Genomic DNA, 17,730 nt, shown 5'->3' with positions numbered 1-17,730 from the left:
GGCCTCCGAAATTCATTTTCGGAGGCCTTTGTCTACAATCTGAGAGAAAGCAGCCGGCCGGCTGCTTTCTCATCAACACATAATTATTTGATCAGCTGTCTGGCTGCTTCAGCCACCTTGTCCGGCGTGAAGCCGTACTTTTCAACGACTTCCCCGCCCGGCGCGGACGCACCGAAGCGGTCGATGCCGTACACGGAGCCGTGGGAGCCGACATACTTGTACCATCCGAAGGACGATCCCATTTCCACGGCCATCGCCGGTACGCCGTCCGGTAGCACGGACCGGCGGTATTCCTCAGATTGATGATCGAACGCGTGGAAGTTCGGCATGCTGACGACGTTGACCGTCAGCCCGTCGTTCTGCAGCTGGGCTTTCGCATCCACCGCGAGGGACACTTCCGAGCCCGCAGCTACGAGAAGGAGATCCGGCTTTTCGGCCTGTTCGCCGATCACGTAGGCTCCTTTGCGGACGCCTTCCACCGCTTTTTCCTTCGTGTCTTCGAGCGTCGGTACGCCCTGGCGGGTCATGACGAGCGCCGTTGGCGTCGATTCGCTTTCCATCGCCACGCGCCACGCAGCGACCGTTTCGTTGCCGTCCGCCGGACGGATCACGTTCAGGTTCGGAATCGCCCGGAGCGCCGCCAGCTGTTCCACCGGCTCATGCGTCGGGCCGTCTTCGCCGACCGCGATGCTGTCGTGCGTGAATACCTGCGTCAGCGGCAGCCCCATCAACGCGCTCAGGCGCAGCGCCGGACGAAGGTAATCGGAAAAGACCAGGAAGGTCGAACCGAACGGCTTCAGACCGCCGTGCAGCTGAATGCCATTCACAGCTGCCGCCATGGCGAATTCGCGGACACCGAACCAGATGTTGCGGCCGGTGTAGTCGTTGCGGCTGAAATCATTCTCCGCTTTGATCAGTGTCTTGTTGGAGCCGGCCAGGTCGGCCGATCCGCCGAAGAGCGACGGCACGGCGGCCGCCACTTCCTGCAGCACATCGCCGGAGGCGGCACGGGTCGCTACTTTTTCATCCGTAAAGACCGGCAGATTGGCGTCCCAGCCTTCCGGCAGCTCGCCGGCAATCGCCTGTTCGAGTTCTCCGGCGAGTTCCGGGTTCGCCTGCTTGTAGGCGTCAAACAGCTCGTTCCATTCCTGTTCGGCCTTCGCACCGGCCTGCTTGACTTCGTCAAACAGCTCGGTTACTTCCGGCGGGATATGAAACGCGTCGTAGTCCCACTGGTAGGCTTCTTTCACCAGGTTGTACTCCTCGTCGCCGATCGGCGCGCCGTGGGCCGCATTCGTGCCGCCTTTGTTCGGTGCTCCGTAGCCGATGACGGTTTTCACTTCGATCATCGACGGTTTCGGGGACTGCTTCGCTTCTTCGATCGCTGCTTCAATCGCATCAACGTCGTTGCCGTCTTCGATAAAGACCGTGTGCCAGCCGTAGGCTTCATAGCGCTGCAGCACATTTTCGGAGAACGACTGGTGAAGCGCGCCGTCAAGCGACACGTCGTTGGAGTCGTACAGCACGACCAGGTTGCCGAGCTTCAGGTGGCCGGCGAGGGACGCCGATTCCGAAGCAACGCCTTCCATCAGGTCGCCGTCGCCGCAGAGCACGTAGGTGAAATGATCAACTACGGCGTGGTCGTCGGTGTTATACTTGGCTGCCAGATGGCGTTCGGCCATCGCCATGCCGGTGCCCATGGCCAGTCCCTGGCCGAGCGGGCCGGTGGTTGCCTCCACGCCGGCGGTATGCCCGTATTCCGGGTGGCCCGGCGTCTGGCTTCCCCACTGGCGGAAGTTTTTCAGTTCCTCGAGCGAGAGGTCGTAGCCGCTCAGGTGCAGCATGCTGTATAGAAGCATCGACCCGTGTCCGGCGGACAGCACGAAGCGGTCGCGGTTAAACCAGTCCGGATTGGCCGGGTTGTGGTTCATGGATTTGGTCCAGAGCGCGTACGCCATCGGCGCCGCTCCCATCGGAAGCCCCGGGTGACCCGACTGGGCTTTTTCAATACTTTCGATGGACAGCGTCCGAATCGTGTTAATTGCTAACTGTTCTGTGCTAATTGCCATGCATATGTCCCTCCACTGTATGTATTTTTGGGTGGAAACCCGCACTTATGAGTTGACCCCGCGGGAATTTCCGTGTTCTAGTACGCTTTTATGATAAAGGTTTTAAAACGATTACACAAGCGTGTTAATAGAGAAAGAAGAAAATCAAAAGGCCTGCTCTTTGTTAAGACCAGGCCTCTCTTTTATCTTAATGCCGGAAGCTGCGGTTCCGTCGTTTGACACGCTCGAGCTTACTTGGAGTTACATCCGTGCCCTCTTCATCCACCACTTTTACGTTTTCGAGCTGGTTTTTAAACGAGGAACGGAATTTACTTAAATATTCCTGACGCAGCGCCTGCTGTTCTTCTTGTTCTTCTGCAGTCAGCCCCGACGATTTTTGACGTTTGGCTAACTCATTAATCCGGTCAATTTTTTCTTTCGAAAGCATAAGTTGCCTCCCTTAAAATGGCGTTCCTTTTTTATTATATTAAAAACAGCGCCGTACCGCAAACAAATCACTGCGGTTCTATCTCCGCGCGCTGCTGTTCATATTCTTTATAACGTCGGTGCACCGTCGCTTTAGAAATATCATAGCCAAGGCCCCGGAGCGTCAGAGCGATATCTTTAAACGTCAGCTCCCGCTGTTTCAGCTTAACAATTTCTTCAATGGGCACCTCTATTTTCTTCCGGCCGCCGCTGCGGTTTAATCCGAAGTTTTCTTCCGGGTGGTACCCGTTTTCCACCGCCCGCTGCATCCCCCGCTTAATTTTAAAATTATGCAGCCGGCGCTGATGCTCTTCCACAATGGACAAAATTTCCATAATCATATGATCGGTATCCGCAATTTCGAGCTCCCCGTCATCCTTTACTGTATAGATGGACGTGCCCCTTTTCTGCAGCTCATGGAGCACGGCGATTTTAGCATTTCCGCGTCCAAGCCGCGTATCATCGGTAATCAGCAGTGTATCCGCCCCGGTGTCATCGAGGAGCTCAAACACACGGAGAAGCCCGTCCCGTTCCACGGAATAGCTGCTCTCCTGTTCTGTCACGGTCTGCTGCACCGCCCAACCGTTCGCTGCAGCAAGAGCCTCCAGCTCCTCCTGCTGCCTGGCAAGCGAGGACTGCTGTTCTTCTTTTTCCGTACTTACCCGGGCGTAAATGATGCATGCTTTCATTTGTCTGCGTTCCTTTCCGTTCGTGTTTTACTGTTCGGCAGCGTCAAACGAAACCGTTCGTTCCCACGGCTGTTCCTGATAGCCCGGCCTGTCCTTCAAAACCGGATGCTCCTGTTCATAGACGATTTCTGCCGGCCGGTCTGCTTCCGTGCCGCCCAGCGTGTCCGGAGTGATCGAAGCGTCCGCTGAATATACCAAAAATAAAAGCGCGAATGCAAATAAAGCAAGCATCGTCCAGTCCGTTGAAGTGAAGGTTTTGAGTTTATTCATATGCATGTTCCCCCTGAATGAGAATGTATGTTCTTATATTCATTCAGTATACCAGAATACCTGTTCCCGTCAACAGAAATATTAGAACGGGTGTTTGCGTTTTTGTTCCCCTCATGCTATACTTTACTCAGAAAAATTCCTCAAAAGGAGGTGCGGAGATGAAGCTATCCAAGCGCCAGCAGCAAATTCTTGATTATATAAAAGAAGAAGTAAAAGAAAAAGGCTATCCGCCTTCGGTCCGGGAGATCGGAGAAGCCGTGGGGCTCGCCTCGAGTTCAACGGTGCACGGGCACCTCGCCCGTCTTGAAAACAAAAATTTAATCCGCCGCGACCCGACTAAGCCGCGGGCAATTGAAGTGCTTGAGCTTGAAGACCAGGGCAGCGAGCCGATTCACGAAAGCAAAGCTGTGTACGTGCCGGTGATCGGTAAAGTCACGGCCGGGGAGCCTATCACTGCGGTGGAAAATGTAGAAGAATACATCCCTCTTCCGGAGCGCATGGTGACCGACGAAGAACAGGTATACATGCTTACCATTCAGGGGGACAGCATGATAGAGGCCGGCATTTTTGACGGGGATCTTGTTGTCGTTCAAAAACAGCAGACCGCTGATAACGGCGATATTATTGTCGCTATGACCGATGAAATGGAAGCAACGGTTAAACGGTTTTATAAAGAAGAAAACTTTATCCGCCTGCAGCCTGAAAATGCCACCATGGACCCGATCATTTTAGAAAACTGTACGATACTCGGCAGAGTCACCGGCGTTTTCCGCACCATCTTTTAATCACATAAACGGGGCTGTCCCAAAAATAGGACAGCCCCTTTCCTATGCGCAAAAAAAGAAAGAAACCATCCTTCGATGATATGGTTAAGTCACGACACTCTCCATACGACAAGGATGATTTCTTATGTTTACCGATGATAACACACAGAGCTTCCCGATACCAACAAGCCTGAAACCCATGATCCCCGAGGGGGATCTGGTCCGGATCGTCAACGACACCATTGATCGGCTGGCCGAGCGGTTTGGGAGTCCCCAAGCTTCTTCGGCGGGACGCCCGGCCTATCCACCTCAAACCATGACCAAAATCGTCATCTATGCCTATGCCCGGGAATGGTATTCGGCCCGGGCGATCGAACAGGCCCTGCAGGAAAACCTCCGCATGATGTGGCTGGCCGGGGGCCTGACGCCCAACTTCCGGACCATCAACCGATTTCGCTCCGAACAGATGCAGGAACGCATCACGCCGCTCTTTCACCACGTGGTTCAGGAACTGCTCGACGAGCAGTTGATCACCGGGGAGCATTATTTTCTGGACGGGACCAAAATCGAAGCGGATGCCAACCGGTATACGTTTGTGTGGCGCAAGTCCACCGTCCGGTATGACCAGCGCCTCCAGGAGAAATTGGCGGTGCTCTGGCAGGAAGTGGCCCCTTTTCTTTCCCTGCCCGACGGGCAGGAACGGATCGACGCCGATATCCTCCGGGCGGTGGCGGTCCAGCTGGCCGGACGCCAGGAGAAGGCCGGGCCGCGTCAGGCCGACGCGGCATCACCCGAAGAGCGCCGGGAAGCTAAAGCCGAGGAAAAGTGGTGGCGAAAGCGTCACCGTCAGATCGAGCGGGATTATCTGCCGCGACTGGTCAAATACGAGCGGTACCTGGCTACCTTCGATGGGCGGAACAGCTTTTCGAAAACCGATCCGGATGCCACTTTTATGCGGATGAAAGACGACCACATGGGTAACGGCCAGCTGAAACCGGGGTACAATATCCAGATGGGTACGGAAAACCAGTACATTGTCGGCTATACGGTGCACCCCAACCCGATGGATACCCGGTGTTTGCTTCCGCATCTGACGATGCTGGACGAGCGGCCCCTCCCGTTTCCGGGCCAAATTATTGCCGATGCCGGATATGGCAGTGAACCCAACTACCTGACCCTGATCGAGGAAGCCATTCCGTTTTTGATTCCATACCCCCGCATGCGCCAGGAGCAGACCCGGGCCTTTCAGCGGGCCATCCATCCGGTGCAGAACTGGACCTATGACGAACAGGACGACCTGTACTGGTGCCCGAACCACCGAAAAGTGCGGTTTCAAGCCTATGAGCGACGCACCGACCGCTATGGCTACCAGCGGGACCTCAAGCGGTATGAAAGCGAAGACTGCAGCGACTGTCCGTTGAAACCCCAATGCACCACCGCAGAAGGCAACCGACAGGTCCGCATCAACCCGGTCTATGAAGAGGGCAAGGCGATCGCCCGCCGGGCGTTAACGAGCGACGAGGGAGCATCCACCTATGCCCGGCGCAAAATCGAAGCCGAAAGTGTTTTTGGGCACTTGAAAGCGAACCGTCGCTTTCGTCGGTTTGCCCTGCGGGGCACCGCCAAGGTGACCACGGAATTTGGATTATTGGCTGTCTCCCATAATCTACGGAAAAAAGCAGAAACCACAAAAAAAGAAGCCGGAGAATCATCTCCAGCTTCCGCTTAAAAGAGCCATCATTCGATTTTTGGGACAGCCCCGTTTCTATTATGCCCGGCACGCAAGCGTCCGGTACGACGTAACAATTTTATTTCCTTCAACATCTCTATCCGTAATCACTATCACTGTGGCTGACGTAATATTTTCCTGTTCGATAAATTCAAGCCCCCGGTGCCAGAGCCATTCATACACCGTTGTCATGTCTACGTTCAGTTCATTTGTCCCCAGCGCTTCTGCCGTAATCTGCATCGACAGCAGCAGCTGGTCGCGCTCAAAGATGTGAAGCACCGGTCCATTAAAATGTTCAGACTCTCCCGGGCTGCCTTCATACGGTCCGTGGTAAAAGTCAAGCAGGCGTGCCATCACGATTCCCCCTTTAACGACTTCGGCGCCGATACGTGCCTGAAGTTCGTTTTTCTATTGGTGAATTGTGATTCCTTTTCCCTGCACCTTTGCTGCTAAACCCGAATTTCTTCCCCGTCTCCTGAAAGGTTACTGGTCGAGCCACTCTTTAATCTGCTGCTTATCGTTATCATCAAGGTTGCCTTCTTCAATCCAGTAATTCATCAGCTTCATCATGCCCTGCTTGGAGAGCCCCACCCGGCTGCTGTCGGATGGATGGCTGCTGATGTCCGTTTTTCCGTATTGGTAAATGGATACGTACGGCGCCTCCGCGTGGTTTAAATTGTGAAGATCTTTCTTTTCAAAATGCAGCATTTGTATGCCCCTTTCTATTTTCCGGAATGTTTTTTGTCCCTGCGTCTGCCACAAAAAAGAGCCTCCCGGGAAGGAAAGCTCCGCTTAGCGTTTGTTTACATGGATTTAGAATACGGTTTGTGACAGATCGAATGATCGATGGTTTCATCGGGTTCACCGCTGTACACACAATCGCAGGTATCTAATACGTAAGTATGCTCTTTGGCGTGAATGACCTGACTTCCCTGATGAAATAACAGTTTTTCATCGGCCGGCTGAAAATCACTCATCGAATGAAGCACCACTTCATAGCCATCGGCGTATTCAATCACCTTGTAATGAATTTCATGACCGTCACTGCTATAGGTCACCTGCGGCTGCGTTCTGCATTTGAATTCCACTAAAGCCACTGTCATCCACCCCCTCCACTTATTTATACCACAGTTTTTTCGGTTCGAGAAGACACCCGGCCGTTTTTTTCCGAAAGAATTTCCTTCCCAAATGAGTGAAAACCGTTTCTCTCTCTGCCTGCCGGAAAAGAAGCCTTTAGCCATTTTCTTCTATATAAATAAAAACAAAAAGCACCCTCTCAGCTCGAGGGCGCTTCGAAATCTCTCAATAAATTGTCGTACGTTTTGTTTATTTCTCCGTCCGTCACGTCCTGCACGGTAATAACAAGACGCTTCCTTTCCGCCGGCGCTTCCTGTTTCAGATAATCCAGGCCGATGCTCCACAGCCAGTCTGGTACGTTTTCTTCCTTTAAACTCGCTTCGGCTGCCATCGCTGAGGTGGTCACCTGGACGAGCAGCACGAGTTCTTCGTCCTTATACACTTCGACTGATTCCCCGGCAAAATGAAGCGGGCGTATGCGGTAGCCTTTCAGCCCTTCCTGGGAAAAATCCGCTTCCTGTGTCATCATCATCCTCCTTTTATTCGATTACGACTGTTCCTGAAGGGCACTGCTTCCTTCAAGCTCTATGCTTTTCTGATCCGACCGGGTGATGTAGGCCTGTCCGCCAAACTGAAACCCTTCCCGGGTGTAAAAATATAAATCCAGCGCAGGAGAAGCACTGTCGAATGCCTGGTGGAAAAATTCCTCGTTGTCGCAGTCTGTAATGGAAACGGTCCAACGTTCAAGCGGTCCACCGCCTGCCTGAAGGTGACCTTCATTTACCTGAATAACTTCATTTGTGGAGACTGTTTTAACAGCTTCTAGTGCTAGTGTCGGCATCGCGTCCTCCTGAATTTCATTCTTTTAAAAGGGCGGCTTGTATAAAACCGCCCGCGGGATGCGTTAATTTCTATTCGTCTACCTGCCGTTTGTATTCTTCATAAAGCTCGCGGCCTTCTTTTGTGATTTTAATACCGCTGTAAACCGCCTGGTCTTTTTCTCCGGAGGCATCGTCATACGTAACATATCCATGCTCCGCAAGCTCCTGAAAACGATCCTGCTCGATTTCATCCACCGGCGACCATTCGGCGCCGATTTCCCCCCGCTCGACTCTTCCGGCCAGCTGGGCCATTGCTTCTTTTCTCGGACTCATGACTTTCTCTCCTTTCCAATCTTTGAGCATCTTTTCACAGCTATAATCCCCGAATTCGCACGTATTAAACGTTCCCCCGATTTCCGGTTTTCGTGCATATAAAAAAACAGGCGCCAGCTTCCGCTGTCACCCGTTGTCATACCTGCTTTATATCTGCACCAGTTCATCAAGACCATCGAGGTGGCAATGCTTCTTCCCGCCGCCTTCAATGTTTTTAAATTGAACGATCCCCTGATACTCTGCTTCTTCAGTTTTGAACCGTATACTGATGCTGTTTCGATTGATAAACTCTTCGGAAAACTCCTGTTCTGCATTATAAATGGCCATCGTCCAGGCGCTTTCCCCGATCCGGTCCGGATCGGACGTTTCGAGATACAAGTATGCAGACTCAAATCGCAGCTCCGATTCGTCGAGTACAATTTCGTTAATTTCCTGGGTTTCCTGTTTCATTTTTGTCGCCCCTTCACTCTAATAGGTGCTGCATGTGCCGGCAGAAGTCCCGGCTTCTTTTTATGCTATTACACCTCGACGCCGGTTTGAAACCTCGGAAGAGCAGCAGCCGGGCTTACTTCTTCCATTTATGAATGACGTAAAAAGCCACTGCCGGGGTCGGAAACTGTGTTAATCCCCACAGACCCCACTTCCATTTGGCTTTGCCCTGCTTTTCGGCTTCCCGGTAAAGCCACCAGGCCTGAAGCAAAAGCAGCGGAGCCAGCAGCCAGGCGGTATTTCTTTTTTTGTTCATCATCATCTTCCTCTCTGACAAAGACTGGGAGGTGCTTTATTCATTATACTACGCCAATGCCTTTAATACTCCCCCACCCAATAAAAAACCGGACTTCCTGGAAAAAGTCCGGTCCCCTTGTAAGTAATAAAAAATATCCCCCGGTCCGGTCCCGGCCTGAACGAATCATGTTACATATTGTCCTTCTCTTTCCACTGTTCGTTTAACACCGGCAGGTCGCTTACGACAGATATGATTCGTTCATTTTCCCGAAAATCCCGTATGCCTTTCAGCAATTCCTCTTCAGTGTTAAAAATATGCTTTTCTTTAGCCGGAAATTTTTCCCTAATGTCTTCTTTAGTCCCTACGAACACTTCATTTCCTTCTTCATCGATCACATAAGAAAATTGAGAGATAGCGCATGCTCCTTTCAACTTCTGTTCCGCCCAAAGCATAACACTCCTCCGCCCTATTGCATAGGAAACAAACATTACCACCGCGGTATACAAGCGACACCCTTTTGAAATTACATTAACTCTGCCCCGGTACACATGTATATAAAAAGAAACAAAACGGATATCGGAACAATTACATCACTACAAATAATTATTCCACACAACATATTGTAGTGTATATTTTAAAATACATAAAACGTTCGAAAACACTGAGCACCCTTCATTTATTATCAGCAGACGGATGGTTAATATAAAATATATGTGTTTCCGTGAAGCGTCATTGTTTCCTGGTCAAATGGCATATAAATCCTGTCGTACTTCGGGGAAAACGAGCTGTCATCAAGCGCGTGGATGTCAAAGACAAATCCGTCATCGGTTTCCCAGGTCAAACAGTGCAAAAGACTCCCCTCATCGCTTAACAGTACCTGCACATAACGGACATGACGGTTGACATACACGGTAGCCATCGTTTATCCCCCTCTCCTTTATAATACTTCAATTTCAAGTAATAAAGTACTATTATTTTTCTAAAATTACAGAATTTATTTTCTGGTTCTTTTAACCTGATCCAGCATTTTTTTACCGCTGTATATATTCCGTTGTCTTATGTGTTGATACAAAGCGATATATTTTACTACACTCGATTGTTTTAAACTACGCCTATTGAAATAAAGTCACAAAAAAAGCCCGGAACATATCCGGGCTACAACTGTTGTTTTTATTCTTCGATATAAGGAAGCAGAGCCTGCTTAAATAACATTGATGCCTGTTCGTCATTAAAAACAGTGCCTGTTTCCGTTTCCCATCTGCAGGTGTTCAAGTCCTTCAGATAAGCACTGCGGGGACGGACGTCGCTGACGTTGTAGGCAGAGTCGTTGATACGGATTTTAAAGCTCATTTCCAGAAAGCCTTTGCGGGTGAACACCTCGCCGGTCTCAATAATAAGCTCAGAAACGCCGTAAAAATATTTTACATGCTTGTTGCTTTTTACTTTTTCCACTTTTAAATCCGACCGGCCGTTAATGGTTCCCATTAATTCATCAAACATGCCTGTAAGCTCCTCGGAGCAGGCGCGTATGCTTTCCATCTGTTTTTCTTCCTCCACGGTGGACGCCTGTTTTTTATTCTGGCGGGCCGTGCTTGATAATTGATGAATCCAATCGTCCATGTAAGACTCCTCCCTTTAGCGCAGAAATTTCATTTTGCTGTTCACGTCATCGTCAAGCGGCGCGTAGGCCCCTTCGATGTAGTGCCACTTAATCAAGAATTTTGAGCGGACAAACTTTTTCTCGCGCTGCGTCTGCAGCAGCTTTTCCCCGTCTTCATCTTCATCGAGCTCGGCTTCAATTTCGTGTTCGATCCATATGCCCATTTCATCGATGGAATCGATTTCGACGATAATAAACTTTTCCATCGTTTTAGGCGCAAGAATCAATTGCAGAACCTTATCTTCTTTAGCTATATCTGCGAGGGCGATTCTAACATTTTTTCCTATTGAATTTCGAAATGACATATTTACCTCCTGGGGGGAAATTTTTTTAAGCTGCTGGTCAGTAGCCGGAAGCATCGAATTCTTTTAGAAGATTTTCATAGGGAGTAATCAACTTGCCGTTATCCAGATCTTTTTCTGTAATTACCATCCGCTGGCGGTCGCCGGGATCATTTTTCTCCAAATAATCGACCCCGGTGTCCCACAGCCAGTGCAGCAGGTTCGCTTTATCCGGCCGGTGCGGCGACTCCACTGCCCTATCAGTCATCTGAATAAGCAGGGCAAGCCCGTCAAAATCCATTATTTCTATGGAATGCGAAGCGTTCAGTGCGTTCGGGAAAAACGGACGGTATTCAGGATGGTTATAATACGTGTCCATAAAAATTCCTCCTTTAAAGCCGGCATGTTCATGGAAAAAGCACCCCGGGCGGGATGCTTTATTAGTACTTGCTAATTTTCCCCTGGCCTTTAATAACAATATTTCCTTCTGCTTCTTCATCGCCTGTTTTTGAGGCTTTGCCTTTTCCTTCATACTCCACCAGGCTGTTATCCTTAATCCGGAACTCGTTGCCCTGATCCGAAAACAAATCCATGCCTCCGGTAAAATTAATCAATTCCGCCTGCCATGTATTGTCGTCTTCGATCGTCAATATGCCGCTTTCTATCGGGATTTCTCCCCGTTTATCGCATGTTATAAATTGGAATTCCAGTTTTTCCATTCCTATTGTCCTCCTCCATATGCTGTGCGACAGCAAAGCTTTCATCTGCCATTCTTTCTATTCCTGTCTTTCCCTGTTGTCGCCGGATTAAAAACCGCGATCGCCTATTTTTGTGATGAAACTACAGTTTTTTTGCCCAGACGATTGTGTCATGGACAGCCTTGGCCTCATGACGCAGTTCGTTGCTTTTTTTCATTCTGTCGATTCTCACAAGTACTGTCGCAGCATGGAGCTTTCCTTCGAACCGCTCCGACAGCTCGTCTGCCACCTTTAGTTCGTGGGATTTTCCCCTGTCCTTCAAATATTCGATAATTAAATTATCCAGCTGTTTTTTCTGCTTTTTATTCACGTTGGTGCCTCCTTTGACGTGCGTATTATAGCCGTTAGTCACTTTTACCCGCTTTTACTGCCGGGGTAATCCTTTTTCTGCGACGGCTGAAATTCGATCAATAATTTTAGTTAACATAATTATATTATATGAATAAAAGCGGTACTGGTCAGCGTGCCAGCCATTTCCGTGCCTGTTTCTTTTCTGTGTGCCCGAAATGCTTTGTTTCCACTCCAGGCAGAAGCTTACCAAAGGATTCCACTGCTTTGATGCCTTTTTCATCACTGACAAACGCCATTTTTTGAAATTCCTTTATGCGCTTCAGCCACTTCAGGTCCTCCATAACCGCCTGCGGCGTCATTCCTTTCCAGTCCGTCACCACTACAAGCAGATTGATCGGAGTGTCGTCCTGCTTCACGGCGTCAAACGATTTCCCGAACGTTTCATAATCGTCCTCTGTTATCTTTCCGCTGATTTCCATCTCGATCATATGGCCTGTTTCTGCCGAAATAACGGTCAGCACGTTAACGCACCTCCAGCGAGCTTTTATTTGTTTTAATTCCCGGCAGCACCGTCTCTTAATCGGTCCCAGGACAATTTTTGCGTTCGTTAAAAGGAAAATATGCTTACCAGCTAGAAGTACGCAGTGAAAACACAATAATTTCTTTAGGAGGCATATCATGCATACAATGGACGTTATTTTAGTTGCTGTGGACGGCTCTGAAGAGGCAGATTACGCATTTGAAACAGCTCTTCCGCTTGCCAAATCACAGGGGTCGCAGCTTGTAATCACCCACGTCATCAACCGTAACTCCTACCGCCCGATGAGTAACTATGACTCCTCACTCATCGGTGAAGTGGAGGACGAAGCGCGCCAGCTCCTCGACAAGTACAAAAAGCAGGCGGAGGAGTTTGGTATCACGAATGTGGTGGCTGATATCGAATACGGATCGCCAAAAACAGCTATTCCGCGCGATCTTGTGCCAAAATACAACGTTGATTTGATTATCACGGGCGCTACCGGGTTAAATGCCGTCGAGAAAATTTTCCTTGGCAGCGTTTCCGAGCATATTACAAAAAATGCCGACTGCAGTGTAATGGTCGTACGGTTATAATCCCGGAAAACGCCAAAAACCCGGCGCCTGAAAAAGGCACCGGGGGACCATGGTTTTATGACGTTAGGCGTGGCTAAAGACGGCATATTTCGCTGGAGCAAAGGTTGTCAAGCGGGCAGTTGCACAGCCTGCGCAGATAGAGCATGTTATGAATAACAATGAGGCCGTTCTCATAGGAAATGACGCCGGCCTTTTTCCACTCGTTCAGGCAGCGGTTCACGCCCTCCCGGGATAAGCCGATGTATTCTCCGAGCTCAGTGTTGGTCAGCTTCAGCTGCAGGATGGTGCCGCTCTCCACCTCCCTGCCGTGCGTTGTGCTGAGGCGGATCAGGGTTGAGGCCAGGGCGCCGTTTTTTCCGTACAGCAGCAGATCCCGGAATTTTGACTGCTCCTTTAACGTGTTGCTGCCCATCCACTGCATCATCTTGAGGGAGAAGGCGCCGGATTCTTTAATCAATGCCTCCATTTCTGTTTTTTTAATCACACCTATCGTACTGGCGGCTGACACCTTCGCCGAAAAATCATGGCGCACCGCATTCAGATTGCCATATTCACCGGCCAGGTCCCCGCTTCCAAGCAGCGTAATTGTTAATTCTTTTCCGTCACTTGTGCTTTTTTGAATTTTCACGGTTCCTTCGTAGAGAAAATAGAAATAATCAGAAGGGTCTCCTTCTAAATACAGGTACGTTCCGGCCCGTTTGTGCGCCAGCTGCGTGCGCTCCTGAAAACGGTCAAACTCTTCAGGAGAAAGCATACTTGCAAAAGATCCGCTCGGCTTCTCGTTCACGGGGAGACTTTGAAGGGGCCTGCTCATTATTTCCATCTCCTTCGATAGTATTACCATGATACTATCAAAGGAGTTTTCTAAAAAATATAAGGGAAAACCCTTAATTATTTTCTCCTGTTTTTTTTACACTTGATGGTTAATGCTATAGGCATGTATTCCCGAAAGGCTCTGTGCATGAACGTCTAACCCCAGCGTAAGAAGGTGAGCGCATGATTTCGATCGTTTTAGTAAGCAGACGTCCGATCTACCAGAAAGCGTTAAAAATACTGCTCGAAGAAGCTCCTGACTGTACCGTCATTAAGGAAACAGCCGGATGGCCGTCTGCAGAGGCTTTACCAACCGGAGGCCGCAAGCCCGTCTATGTCATTGATGCGGGCACGCTTTCACCGGAAGCAGCTATCTTCGAACGCCCTCTGCTTCCGTCCGTTTTTCTAGTCTCCGGGGAGGAAACGCCTGCTTTCCTGCAGCAGGTGTACGAACGCGCCTCCACCGGGTGCCTGCTGCATACCGATCCCCTGGACGATTTATACGGGGCCATCCGGGCGGCCGCCCGGCATAACCGCTACGCCTCTGCTTCCTTCCAGGCCCTGGTGCAGGCCCATAACACGCCTCCTGCCTTCGGCAATCCGAGGAGGCTCTCCCCGAGGGAATGGGAGGTGCTCTATTATATAACGCTTGGCTACGCCAATAAAGAAATTGCCGAGACGCTCGTGATCAGCGTGAAAACCGTCGAGGCCCACCGCACTAATTTAATGGAAAAGCTCGCGATGAAAACCCGGAGGGAGCTGGTGGAGTACGCCTATCAAACCGGGCTGATTCACTCCAGAAAATAATTCTACTGCTCTCTATGCTCGAGCGGCTGCCGCACAATCAGCACATCACAGATCGCCCGGTGGGCAATGCCCTCCGCCACACTTCCAAGCAGCAGCCGCTCCGTCCTGTTTCTGCCGGACGCCCCGCTCACAATCAGATCAATTTCATGCTGCACGGCGTATTCCTGAGGAATAATCAGCTTTGCCGAGCCGTACAGCAGAGACGTCGTTACGTTTGCGACGCCGAGACGCTCCGCCTGGGTTTTGTAATCCTCCAGCATTTTCCGGTCATCGTCCTCCATGAACTTCTGCACATCAGTATTTAGTACGGTAGAATACAGAAGGTTGGAGTTGTACACGTGCACGATAAACAATTCCGCCTCCGTCTGCAGCGCGAGCTGGACGCCCTTTTCAAATGCCAGGGCCGCTTCCTCGGAGCCGTCCACGGCTATCAGAATTTTTTTATGTCCGCCCTCGCTTTCCTTCCGGACGATAAGCACATCCTCCCTGGCCCGGCGGAGAACACCGCTCGATACGCTCCCCATCACTAATTTTTCCACCGTGCCCATGCCGGAAGCTCCGGTAACGATCAGGTCGGCCCCGAAATCAGGGGCGAGCTCCGCTGGAACTGTCGACTTGGGGGCCCCGGAGCGCAGCACCGTCTCCACCTTCGCCACTCCCGCATGTTCGGCTTCGGATGCGTACTGCTGCAGCATTGCTTCGTTCTTTTTTTTCGTCTCGTCCCATGCTGACGGCACGTAATACTGAAACGCACTGAAATCCCGTTCATTAACCACATGTGCGAAAACGAGCGTGGCCTCAAACCTGCCGGCAAGCAGCATAGCCGTCCGGGCAGCCCGTTTCGCTTCCTCGGATGGATCCACAGCAGCAAGAATTGTTTTATACATATCGCATCTCCTTTGTATGTTTATTTTCTGCCCGTTTTTTCACCCTTCAGGACAACGGCAGATCCGCTTCCGAAAAATAATACGTCACCATGCCGCCCTGGAACGTGCGCTCCACCGTTTCACACGGAGGCACCCGTTCAATTCCGATAATTTTAAACGTCCGGCTTCCCACCGTGACAGCGTCCGCAAGCTCCAGTTCGATATTTAAAAGGTCTATCCCCCGGGCACATTTTCGAACATTTTCCCTCGTGCCGATGTAGAGCACTTCCTCCCGCCGGTCCGGTTCGTCAAAAATATACACAAACCGTATATACTCCTCCTCCCTCACTTCTGCCGTGCTTTCTCCCGCATATCCGTAGTAGTGCTTCTGCATATTCAAGCAGTCCTCCTTTATTACTTGTACGCTTCGCAAACGCTCTCATTTTTGCCGTCAGTACCTACATAACCCGGAAGGTCCACGTGCCGGTCCGCCTCTGTTTTACGGCCGCATCCCCGGCCGGAAGGGCTGCTTTTGTTGTTAAGTAATAGTATTTCCGGAATACATGCAGCGTCCATTCCTCCAGGGTAAACGCCGTCTCCCCGTCCGCCGGGAGCCTGCTGATAAACGACAGCCCGTAAAAGTACCGCTTCATTTGTGCCGAAGCCTGCAGCGACGGCGTGTCGATCGCTATAAAGGCAGCGTGGTTCAGCGTCCCCGGAAGCGCATGCTCTGTCATTAACGAGTATTCCTGCCATTCATACGTATGAAAATAGTACACATAAAACGGAAGCAGGCAGGCGATTTCCTGGTTTCGCTCCGCTCTTCCGTTTAATTCCGGCAGGGTTTGCGGAATGGCCCCGCCGCATTCATTCAGCATTTCCTTCCAGACAATCTGCTTTAATCCATCCATCATACCGAAACTCCTTTGTGCTTTATTTTCAACGCCCCTTCAGGCTGGAATAGTTTTCACTTATAGCTGCTTACGAGGCCAGTATAAATTGAAAAGTCTCCGTTGGATGTGAGGTTCCTCACACGCAGGAAGAAAAAAATGAGCTAAACTATAGACACACCACCAAAAGCCAGAAGGGACTGATTGCAATGGCACTGCACTACGAACGCATCCTCGTCGCTCTCGACGGTTCGGACGAAGCAGAATACGCACTTCAAAAAGGGATTGAAACCGCCCTCACCTATGGAAGCGCGCTCGCGTTCTGCTATATTATCGATTACCACAATATCCTCGAGCTCCGCCGGGAGTCCCCGGATCTGTTAAGCGCGTCAGAACGTATTGGCACCGACATTCTGGACCGTGCTAAAAAAAGCGCGGAGGATCAGGGCGTGAAAAACGTTCTGACATTTATGAAGGAAGGGCCTCCCAAAGCGTTAATTCCCGGCGAAATAGCTCATGAGTTCGGAGCCGACCTGATTCTTTCCGGGGGTTCGGGAGCCGGTACGTTTGAAAAAAGGGTTTTTGGAAGCGTTGCCGCAAGCATCGTGCGCCACGCCTCGTGCGACGTCTGGATTGTCAAAAACGAAGAGCCGCCAAAGCCGTACAGCTCTATTCTGATCGCTGTCGACGGCTCCGAGGTCTCAACCAGCGCTTTGTATGCCGGGCTCGACATTGCTAAACGGGAAAAAAGCCGCGTGCAGGTTGTGTACGTGCTGAATACGCCGTTTATTTCGTCAGCCGAATACCATACCGAGGATATTGTTCAGATGTACAGGGAACGCGGAAAAGAACTGCTTGAGGAATACCGGAATTTAAGTGCCGCAGAAGACATTTCGGCGATTGATTTTTCCGTCGAATACGGAGCGCCGAAGGTAGTGATTCCAACCGAGGCAGCCAAAAAATTCGAAGCGGACCTGATCGTTGCCGGCTCCTCCGGGATGGGGCGCGCTGAGCGCCTGTTTCTCGGAAGCGTCTCGGAGAGCCTTGTGCGGCGGGCCACCTGCGACGTGCTGATTGTGCGAAACGACTACCTGCCGAAATAATATCGGTGACGAACCCTGCGCTGCACAGGCGCAGGGTTCTTTTTGTTCTCTTCCAGCCTCAAAGGAAAAAGCCCCTTCCCTATATAAAACGTGTATTTTTTATTGTAGTTATATTCTGTTGCCTACAGGCAACGAAAAGCACTGCTGGATTAGTTATTTTCTTTTCACATGCTTTCTTGTACACTGTTAATAACTCTAATAACC

Annotated in this window: 30 protein-coding genes; 5 read left to right on the top strand and 25 right to left on the bottom strand. The window is 50.6% G+C overall.

What is annotated here, in order from left to right; all coding sequences use genetic code 11:
* Positions 1-83: 83 nt before the first annotated feature.
* The 4 genes from tkt to ACTRXI_RS02040 form a co-directional block, all read right to left on the bottom strand.
* Positions 84-2,069 (bottom strand): transketolase, encoded by a 1,986-nt coding sequence (gene tkt, locus ACTRXI_RS02055; RefSeq protein ID WP_474260823.1) that lies wholly within the window; start codon positions 2,067-2,069, stop codon positions 84-86.
* Between the two features lie 187 nt (positions 2,070-2,256).
* Positions 2,257-2,496 (bottom strand): DUF896 domain-containing protein, encoded by a 240-nt coding sequence (locus ACTRXI_RS02050; RefSeq protein ID WP_474260822.1) that lies wholly within the window; start codon positions 2,494-2,496, stop codon positions 2,257-2,259.
* Between the two features lie 67 nt (positions 2,497-2,563).
* Positions 2,564-3,223, bottom strand: a complete 660-nt coding sequence (locus ACTRXI_RS02045; RefSeq protein ID WP_474260821.1) for a YneB family resolvase-like protein — start codon at positions 3,221-3,223, stop codon at positions 2,564-2,566.
* A gap of 27 nt (positions 3,224-3,250) precedes the next feature.
* On the bottom strand, positions 3,251-3,493 hold the full coding sequence (locus tag ACTRXI_RS02040) for a hypothetical protein (protein ID WP_474260820.1): 243 nt from the start codon (positions 3,491-3,493) through the stop codon (positions 3,251-3,253).
* 158 nt (positions 3,494-3,651) lie between these two features.
* On the opposite strand from ACTRXI_RS02040, the gene lexA reads away from it, so the two are divergent.
* Both lexA and ACTRXI_RS02030 read left to right on the top strand, forming a co-directional pair.
* Positions 3,652-4,278: a transcriptional repressor LexA gene (gene lexA, locus ACTRXI_RS02035; protein ID WP_022792125.1), complete on the top strand. Its 627-nt coding sequence runs from the start codon at positions 3,652-3,654 to the stop codon at positions 4,276-4,278.
* A gap of 124 nt (positions 4,279-4,402) precedes the next feature.
* The gene (locus ACTRXI_RS02030; protein ID WP_474260819.1) at positions 4,403-5,986 is read left to right on the top strand and encodes an IS1182 family transposase; all 1,584 of its coding nucleotides are present in this window, start codon (positions 4,403-4,405) and stop codon (positions 5,984-5,986) included.
* Between the two features lie 39 nt (positions 5,987-6,025).
* On the opposite strand, the gene ACTRXI_RS02025 is transcribed toward ACTRXI_RS02030, so the two are convergent.
* The 17 genes from ACTRXI_RS02025 to ACTRXI_RS01945 all read right to left on the bottom strand — a co-directional run bounded on the left by ACTRXI_RS02025 (position 6,026) and on the right by ACTRXI_RS01945 (position 12,455).
* Complete coding sequence (locus tag ACTRXI_RS02025) at positions 6,026-6,340, bottom strand: hypothetical protein (protein ID WP_474260818.1); 315 nt, start codon at positions 6,338-6,340, stop codon at positions 6,026-6,028.
* 129 nt (positions 6,341-6,469) lie between these two features.
* Positions 6,470-6,748, bottom strand: a complete 279-nt coding sequence (locus tag ACTRXI_RS02020) for a hypothetical protein (RefSeq protein WP_474260817.1) — start codon at positions 6,746-6,748, stop codon at positions 6,470-6,472.
* A gap of 41 nt (positions 6,749-6,789) precedes the next feature.
* Positions 6,790-7,089 carry a hypothetical protein gene (locus ACTRXI_RS02015; protein WP_474260816.1) on the bottom strand — a complete coding sequence of 100 codons (300 nt, stop codon included), beginning with the start codon at positions 7,087-7,089 and terminating at the stop codon, positions 6,790-6,792.
* A gap of 173 nt (positions 7,090-7,262) precedes the next feature.
* Positions 7,263-7,589 carry a hypothetical protein gene (locus ACTRXI_RS02010; protein WP_474260815.1) on the bottom strand — a complete coding sequence of 109 codons (327 nt, stop codon included), beginning with the start codon at positions 7,587-7,589 and terminating at the stop codon, positions 7,263-7,265.
* 21 nt (positions 7,590-7,610) lie between these two features.
* Entirely contained in the window at positions 7,611-7,904 is a 294-nt protein-coding gene (locus ACTRXI_RS02005) for a hypothetical protein (protein ID WP_474260814.1), read from the bottom strand.
* A gap of 70 nt (positions 7,905-7,974) precedes the next feature.
* On the bottom strand, positions 7,975-8,217 hold the full coding sequence (locus tag ACTRXI_RS02000; protein WP_022792118.1) for a hypothetical protein: 243 nt from the start codon (positions 8,215-8,217) through the stop codon (positions 7,975-7,977).
* 147 nt (positions 8,218-8,364) lie between these two features.
* Positions 8,365-8,667, bottom strand: coding sequence for a hypothetical protein (locus ACTRXI_RS01995; protein ID WP_474260813.1), 303 nt, complete (start codon positions 8,665-8,667; stop codon positions 8,365-8,367).
* Positions 8,668-8,782: 115 nt separating this feature from the next.
* On the bottom strand, positions 8,783-8,962 hold the full coding sequence (locus ACTRXI_RS01990; protein WP_474260812.1) for a sigmaY antisigma factor component: 180 nt from the start codon (positions 8,960-8,962) through the stop codon (positions 8,783-8,785).
* 43 nt (positions 8,963-9,005) lie between these two features.
* Positions 9,006-9,131: a hypothetical protein gene (locus ACTRXI_RS01985; protein WP_474260811.1), complete on the bottom strand. Its 126-nt coding sequence runs from the start codon at positions 9,129-9,131 to the stop codon at positions 9,006-9,008.
* 1 nt (position 9,132) lies between these two features.
* Entirely contained in the window at positions 9,133-9,396 is a 264-nt protein-coding gene (locus tag ACTRXI_RS01980) for a hypothetical protein (protein WP_474260810.1), read from the bottom strand.
* Positions 9,397-9,641: 245 nt separating this feature from the next.
* On the bottom strand, positions 9,642-9,863 hold the full coding sequence (locus ACTRXI_RS01975; RefSeq protein WP_462867031.1) for a hypothetical protein: 222 nt from the start codon (positions 9,861-9,863) through the stop codon (positions 9,642-9,644).
* A 251-nt stretch (positions 9,864-10,114) separates the two neighbouring features.
* On the bottom strand, positions 10,115-10,564 hold the full coding sequence (locus tag ACTRXI_RS01970) for a hypothetical protein (RefSeq protein WP_474260809.1): 450 nt from the start codon (positions 10,562-10,564) through the stop codon (positions 10,115-10,117).
* Between the two features lie 15 nt (positions 10,565-10,579).
* The gene (locus tag ACTRXI_RS01965) at positions 10,580-10,909 is read right to left on the bottom strand and encodes a hypothetical protein (protein WP_474260808.1); all 330 of its coding nucleotides are present in this window, start codon (positions 10,907-10,909) and stop codon (positions 10,580-10,582) included.
* Between the two features lie 37 nt (positions 10,910-10,946).
* The gene (locus ACTRXI_RS01960; RefSeq protein ID WP_474260807.1) at positions 10,947-11,264 is read right to left on the bottom strand and encodes a hypothetical protein; all 318 of its coding nucleotides are present in this window, start codon (positions 11,262-11,264) and stop codon (positions 10,947-10,949) included.
* A 61-nt stretch (positions 11,265-11,325) separates the two neighbouring features.
* Positions 11,326-11,604 carry a hypothetical protein gene (locus tag ACTRXI_RS01955; RefSeq protein WP_474260806.1) on the bottom strand — a complete coding sequence of 93 codons (279 nt, stop codon included), beginning with the start codon at positions 11,602-11,604 and terminating at the stop codon, positions 11,326-11,328.
* Between the two features lie 121 nt (positions 11,605-11,725).
* Positions 11,726-11,953 (bottom strand): hypothetical protein, encoded by a 228-nt coding sequence (locus ACTRXI_RS01950; protein ID WP_474260805.1) that lies wholly within the window; start codon positions 11,951-11,953, stop codon positions 11,726-11,728.
* 148 nt (positions 11,954-12,101) lie between these two features.
* Positions 12,102-12,455, bottom strand: coding sequence for a SpoIIAA family protein (locus tag ACTRXI_RS01945; RefSeq protein WP_474260804.1), 354 nt, complete (start codon positions 12,453-12,455; stop codon positions 12,102-12,104).
* A 157-nt stretch (positions 12,456-12,612) separates the two neighbouring features.
* Here ACTRXI_RS01945 and ACTRXI_RS01940 point away from each other — a divergent pair, with 157 nt between their 5' ends.
* Complete coding sequence (locus ACTRXI_RS01940; RefSeq protein ID WP_474260803.1) at positions 12,613-13,047, top strand: universal stress protein; 435 nt, start codon at positions 12,613-12,615, stop codon at positions 13,045-13,047.
* 73 nt (positions 13,048-13,120) lie between these two features.
* On the opposite strand, the gene ACTRXI_RS01935 is transcribed toward ACTRXI_RS01940, so the two are convergent.
* Positions 13,121-13,861, bottom strand: coding sequence for a Crp/Fnr family transcriptional regulator (locus tag ACTRXI_RS01935; RefSeq protein WP_474260802.1), 741 nt, complete (start codon positions 13,859-13,861; stop codon positions 13,121-13,123).
* A gap of 182 nt (positions 13,862-14,043) precedes the next feature.
* On the opposite strand from ACTRXI_RS01935, the gene ACTRXI_RS01930 reads away from it, so the two are divergent.
* Complete coding sequence (locus ACTRXI_RS01930) at positions 14,044-14,667, top strand: response regulator transcription factor (RefSeq protein WP_474260801.1); 624 nt, start codon at positions 14,044-14,046, stop codon at positions 14,665-14,667.
* Positions 14,668-14,669: 2 nt separating this feature from the next.
* Here ACTRXI_RS01930 and ACTRXI_RS01925 read toward each other — a convergent pair whose 3' ends face one another.
* The 3 genes from ACTRXI_RS01925 to ACTRXI_RS01915 form a co-directional block, all read right to left on the bottom strand.
* Positions 14,670-15,554 (bottom strand): universal stress protein, encoded by an 885-nt coding sequence (locus ACTRXI_RS01925; protein WP_474260800.1) that lies wholly within the window; start codon positions 15,552-15,554, stop codon positions 14,670-14,672.
* A gap of 46 nt (positions 15,555-15,600) precedes the next feature.
* Entirely contained in the window at positions 15,601-15,927 is a 327-nt protein-coding gene (locus ACTRXI_RS01920) for a hypothetical protein (RefSeq protein WP_474260799.1), read from the bottom strand.
* A gap of 64 nt (positions 15,928-15,991) precedes the next feature.
* Positions 15,992-16,447 (bottom strand): hypothetical protein, encoded by a 456-nt coding sequence (locus ACTRXI_RS01915; RefSeq protein ID WP_474260798.1) that lies wholly within the window; start codon positions 16,445-16,447, stop codon positions 15,992-15,994.
* Positions 16,448-16,632: 185 nt separating this feature from the next.
* Between ACTRXI_RS01915 and ACTRXI_RS01910 the strand changes: the two genes are divergently transcribed.
* The gene (locus ACTRXI_RS01910) at positions 16,633-17,526 is read left to right on the top strand and encodes a universal stress protein (RefSeq protein ID WP_474260797.1); all 894 of its coding nucleotides are present in this window, start codon (positions 16,633-16,635) and stop codon (positions 17,524-17,526) included.
* Positions 17,527-17,730: the final 204 nt, after the last annotated feature.

This window comes from Marinococcus sp. LNHM4E3-1 (assembly GCF_056034405.1).
The sequence above is the reverse complement of the archived record's forward strand: the minus strand, read 5'-3'. Positions and strand labels throughout refer to the sequence as shown.